This window comes from Pseudomonas sp. (assembly GCF_026224925.1).
Classification (GTDB): domain Bacteria; phylum Pseudomonadota; class Gammaproteobacteria; order Pseudomonadales; family Pseudomonadaceae; genus Aquipseudomonas.
The window spans coordinates 1-5638 of record NZ_JAMFRV010000074.1; the positions used below are offsets into that span (position 1 = coordinate 1).

A 5638-nucleotide genomic window follows, 5' to 3' on the forward strand; every position below is an offset into this window, starting at 1 on the left:
CGTTCTTCGCCGACAACCCCACCGTAGTCAGCAAGCCGACCTGGAAGAACACGTCGTTTTCCAGCCCGCGCAAGGTGGCCGCGAGCAACGCGCCCAAAATACCGAGCGGTACGACCATGATCACCGAGAACGGAATCGACCAGCTTTCATACAGCGCCGCCAGGCACAGGAAAATCACTAGAATCGACAGGCCGAAGAGCAGCGGCATTTGGTTGCCGGAAACTCGCTCTTGATAAGACTGGCCGGCCCACTCGTAACCGAAGCCCACCGGCAGTTGAGTCACCAGCTGCGCCAGCGCGTCCATGGCTTGGGTGGTGCTGTACCCCGCGGCCGGTGTGCCGCTGATCGACAGCGCCGGGAAGCCGTTGAAGTTGTCGATTTCCAGCGCGCCCACGGTCCAGCGCATGCTGACAAAGGTACTCAGTGGCACCATGTCACCGTTGGTATTGCGCACTCTGGCCTGGAGCAGGCTGTCCGACAACTGACGGTCCTTGCTCTCGGCCTGCACGAGAATTTGCTTCACCTGGTTCTTGTAGATGAAATCCCCCAAGTATTGCGAGCCATACAGCGTCGCCAGCGTCTGGTTGATCTCAGCCAGCGGCACCCCCATGCTTTGGGCCTTGCGGCGGTCGATGGAGACCTTAAGCTGCGGCGAATCGCTTTGCCCAGAAAATGAAATATCTGCAAACACCGGACTTTTGGCCGCCATTGCCAGCAGTCGATCCTTGGCATCCATCAGCGCGTCATGGCCTAGACCTGCGCGGTCTTGCAGGCGTAAATCAATGCCCTCGATACGCCCCATGGACGGAAGCGGCGGGGTATTGATGGCTTTGATCAGCGCTTTGGGATGGCGCTCTGTGCCTTTTGCAAAATGTTGATTGATGCGCGCCAAAATGGCGTTGATTTGCTGTTCAGGCTTTTTACGCAGCGACCAATCGGTCAATGACGGCCAAACCATTGCTGCGTTTTGCCCTTCACCGAAATAGCTGAAACCTTGCATGGCGAACACACTGTCGATGGTCGAGTCGGTGCGCAGGTAGTCCTGAACTTCATCCACCACTTCGCGGGTATCGGACTGGGTGGAACCGGTTGGCAGCAAGATAACGGTGGCAAAGTTACCCTTGTCTTCGCTCGGTAAAAAACCGCCGGGTAACCGCATGAACAATAGAACCATGATCCCCAGTAGCGCCGCATACAGCAGCATGAAGCGTTTTGGACGGCTGAGGAAACCATCCAGACCGCGCAGATAAGCGCCTGCTACCGCCAGGCTACGACGTGTCAGACGATCTGGCTGTTTATGGGTGACCGGCTTGAGGAATGAAGCACACAAGGCGGGAGTAAAGGTCAGTGCGAGAAACGCCGACAGGGCCATGGGCACTGCCAGCGCCACCGAGAATTGGCGATAAATTTGCCCCACGGCACCCTGGAATAGCGCCATGGGAATAAACACCGCGGTCAACACCAGGGTGATGGCGACGATTGCACCGCTGATTTGCTGCATGGCTTTGAGGGTCGCCTCCCGTGGCGGCAGGCCTTCCTCGTGCATGATGCGTTCGACGTTTTCCACCACGACAATGGCGTCATCCACCAAAATGCCGATGGCTAATACCATGCCGAAGAGGGTCAGCACGTTGATCGAAAAACCCAAGGCATACATCACGCCGCAGGTCCCGGCCAGGGCGATCGGCACCACCAGCGTCGGGATAAGCGTGGCACGCAAGCTGCGCAAGAACACCCACATCACCAGAAACACCAGAACCATGGCTTCGATCAGGGTGTAACCGACTTTGGCAATGGACAGCTTGACGAAGGTCGAGGTGTCGAACGCAGTCTGGTAATGAATGCCCGGCGGAAACTGCGCGGACATCTCATCGAGTTTGCTTTTGATCAACTCGGCGGTGCGTAATGCATTGGCCCCGGTGGCCAGTTTGATCGAGATAGCGCCGGCGAATTTGCCGTTAACGAAAGCCGGGTAGTCATAGTTATTGCCGCCAAGCTCAACCCTGGCGACGTCCGCTACCCGCAATGCTGAACCATCGCTGTTTACGCGCAGTGATATGTCGCCAAACGCCTGCGGGGTGTCGAGGTTTTCTTCTACCGCCAGCGGTGCATTGATGGGGGTGTTGGCCGCAGCGGGCAGGGTGCCGATTGCGCCCAGGGTGATGCGCTCATTTTGCAGGGTGATGGCGCTGATGACGTCTTGAGTGGTGACGCCCATGGCGGTGAGCTTGTGCACATCGGCCCAGATACGCATGGCATATTCGGGGCTATAGACTTCTACTTGACCTACGCCGGGCACACGGAGCATGGCCGGGCGAATGATGGTGGTGGCAAAGTCACCGAGTTGAATATCGTCGACGCTCGGGTTATCAGCAGTCAGGGTGACGAACAACAACTGGTTCTCACCGCTTTGCTCAACCGTCAGCCCCTGGCGGCGAACGCTTTCTGGAAGCCGTTCTTCGACCCGCTTGATGCGGTTCTGCACCTCGACAGCTGCCATCTTGGTGTCGGTTCCGGTCTCGAACGACAAGTTGATCTCAGCCCGACCTTCGGAGCTGGTGGAAGTGAAGTAGAGCAGCCCGGCAATACCGTTGAGTTCGCGCTCAATCACCGCCGTCACGGTGCGTTCCGCCACTTGCGGCGACGCGCCGGGATAGGTCGCTTCGATGCTGATCCGCGGCGGCGCGACGTTAGGGTATTGCTCCACCGACAACTGGGTCGCAGCAAATCCACCGGCAAGTAGAATCAGAATCGCGATCACCCAGGCCATGACGGGGCGGGCAATAAAATAGGCGGACATGGGTTCCCTTATTTGTTGTCAGCAACGGCGCTGTTAGTGGTCGAGGGTTTAACCGCGACCGCTTGACCATCGCCCAAGGCGCTGCCATCGAGAATCACCCGCTCGCCCCCGGAAAGGCCCGAACTCACCCGCCACTGTTTGCCTTCCAGGCTGTCGGCATGAACGCTGACCTGCCGAGCATGGCCGTTGTCTTCGACCATCACGTAGGCACCCTCGCGGGTACGGGTCAGGGCCTGCTGTGGAACCAATACCGTCGCACCTGATTCCGGGGTGTTGAACTCCACCTGCACGTACATGCCTGGCAACAGTAGATGGTCGGGATTAGTAAACAGCGCCCGCATGGCCACGGTGTCGGTCAGTGGGTCGACTGCCGTGTCAGAAAACAGCAATTTACCCGGCAGCGCATAGCGAGTGCCGTCGCCCAGCTTCAAGCTGATCGGCATCGTGACGACTTTGTTTGCGCCAGAGGTATTGCTTTTCTGCAGCAGCAAAAAGTCGTTTGTGGGCTGGGAGAAGTTCACGTAAATCGGATCTAGCTGTTCAATGGTGGTCAGCTTCGTGCCTTCATCCTGCCCAACCATTGCACCCTCGCTGACCAACGCCCTGCGTGCACGCCCAGAGATCGGCGCGGTGACGCTGGCGTAGGTTTTCTGTAACTGGGCACTGCGCACCTTGGCCGCTAAGGTTTGTTCGGCGGCCCGTGCGACTTTTTCTGCGTACACGTCTTTGCGGTATTGCTGGACGCTGATGGAGTCGATCGCCACCAGTTGTTTCGAGCGTTTGGCGATATCAGAAACGGCTTCAGTGGCGACCTTCGCCTGTGCCAGCTCCGCCTCGACCTCTGCCAGGTTTGCGATCAACTGCGCCGGGTCGATACGAAACAGTAGCGCGCCGGCTTTGACATCCTCACCTTCGGTGTAGGTACGCTTCTCGATAATGCCCGCCACCCGCGCCCGAACTTCCGCGGTCCGGTACGCCTCAAGGCGTCCGGTCAGCACGGTGATGCCGGCTTTGCTGGACAGTGTGGCAATGGCGACATCCACGGCAATCGCGTCTTTGGCAGCGGTGGTCGGTGCCGGGGCTGATTTGTTGCAGCCAGCCAGCATCCCGCTGATGGCGATCAACAAAGCCAGCGTGACTGGCGCAAGATAAGGGCTGGACATCGTTTCACTCGGCAAAAGGTAGAGTTCTCTCTTCATGAGACGCGTGGTTACCAGAGGTCCGTCTGGTCGCAAAGGCGTGGCGATTGGGCTTTGCTGTGATTGTACTGATGCGTTGCGCCGATAGAACAGCAATGGCTATGCCATCTGTTGCGCCAAAACAGTCACTGCGCGCCTTCTTGAACTTCCATGTCGCTTATGTGTAAACACGGGGCAACAACCTATCATGGCGTTGTCAGCATTGTGTGTCCGCCGCTAAGAATAGACGTATGGTGATGCCGATCATTTAGCACTATCCCGAACAAACTCCTCAAACGTGGACACCAGGATACGAACGCCATGGACATTCAGCCGTTCACTATTGCCATCAGTGACGCCGCCCTGCTTGATCTGAACACGCGCCTTTCGCAGACGCGCTGGATCAGCGGTATCGAAGATGCGCGCTGGAAGGAGGGCACGGACGGTGAGTTCTTGAAGCGTCTGGTTGATCACTGGAGCACTGGCTTCGATTGGCGGGCTCAAGAGGCAAGGCTCAACCGGCTGCCGCAATTTAGTGCGCAAGTGGGCACTCAGAAGCTCCACTTCGTCCATCAACCAGGCACTGGCCCTGCGCCCTTGCCCTTAATCCTGACCCATGGCTGGCCGGGGTCATTCGTCGAGATGGAAGCCATTATCCCGTTGCTCGCGGATCCGGGCAGTCATGGCGGCGATCCGCAGGACGCGTTCCACGTTGTCGTGCCGTCGTTGCCTGGTTACGGGTTTTCGTCAGCACCAATGACTAAAGGCACCGGCCCGTTTGAAATCGCCGGGCTCTGGGCTGAGTTGATGACAGGCTTGGGTTATGAGCAGTTTGGCGCTCAAGGCGGTGATTGGGGAGCCAGCGTTTCGACTTGGCTGGCTTACCGCAATCCCGAACGGGTTAAAGGGCTGCACCTGAATTATCTGCCGGGATCGTATCGTCCGCCGCTGGGCGCCGATCAGCCGCCGTTGTCGGATGAAGAGCAAGGCTTTCTCGATAAGGCCGCTGTCTGGGGTGACCAAGAGGGCGCATACGCAAAGATCCAAGGCACAAAACCGCAAACATTGGCAGTTGGTCTGAACGACTCCCCGGCAGGATTGGCCGCATGGATTGCGGAGAAATTCCAGGCCTGGAGCGACTGCGACGGCCAGCTTGAACAGGCGATTTCCCTAGACGCACTGCTGACCAATATCTCGATTTACTGGTTTACCGGAACCATTGGTTCATCATTCCGGCTGTACCTGGAAAGTCGCCAGCGACCTGTGCATTTCACCGCTGGTCAACGAGTGCTGCCGCCGCTGGGTATCGCGCAATTCCCCGGCGAACTGCCCATGCCGCCGCGCTCGTGGGTTGAACGCAGTTTTAACGTTCAGCGCTGGACACACATGCAACACGGCGGACACTTTGCAGCAATGGAACAACCGCAGGCGTTGGCGGAAGAGATCAGGGCGTTTTTTCGGCCGCTGCGTTGAGGGGAGGCTTGCAATAAAGGTGGCACCGCATCAAGCCATTCGCAAGCAAGCTTGCTCCCACAGGTTTTGTGGATTGCCTCAATCCGGCGGCATGCAGAGATTCGGTGGGACCGAACTTGTTCGGGAAGCAGGCGACGCGGCTTATCAGACATACCGCGGCGCTACCTTCGCGAACAAGTTCGCTCCC

3 protein-coding genes are annotated in these 5638 nt (G+C 58.1%); 1 reads left to right on the forward strand and 2 read right to left on the reverse strand.

Translation table 11 applies throughout. The features are described 5' to 3' along the window. The coding region (locus tag M0974_RS03280) for an efflux RND transporter permease subunit (RefSeq protein WP_297832738.1) at window positions 1-2800 on the reverse strand (2800 nt) is incomplete at its 3' end. A gap of 8 nt (window positions 2801-2808) precedes the next feature. Then, a complete protein-coding gene (locus M0974_RS03285; protein ID WP_297832740.1) occupies window positions 2809-3963 on the reverse strand; it encodes an efflux RND transporter periplasmic adaptor subunit in 1155 nt (384 codons plus the stop codon). A 336-nt stretch (window positions 3964-4299) separates the two neighbouring features. Between M0974_RS03285 and M0974_RS03290 the strand changes: the two genes are divergently transcribed. Beyond that, window positions 4300-5451, forward strand: a complete 1152-nt coding sequence (locus tag M0974_RS03290; RefSeq protein WP_297832743.1) for an epoxide hydrolase family protein — start codon at window positions 4300-4302, stop codon at window positions 5449-5451. The last annotated feature ends 187 nt before the right edge of the window (window positions 5452-5638 follow it).

What these genes read in the sequence shown, in the direction of transcription:
- M0974_RS03285 (WP_297832740.1), bottom strand. Translation starts at nt 3,963, where the DNA reads ATGTCCAGCCCTTATCTTGCGCCAGTCACGCTGGCTTTGTTGATCGCC.
- M0974_RS03290 (WP_297832743.1), top strand. Translation starts at nt 4,300, where the DNA reads ATGGACATTCAGCCGTTCACTATTGCCATCAGTGACGCCGCCCTGCTT.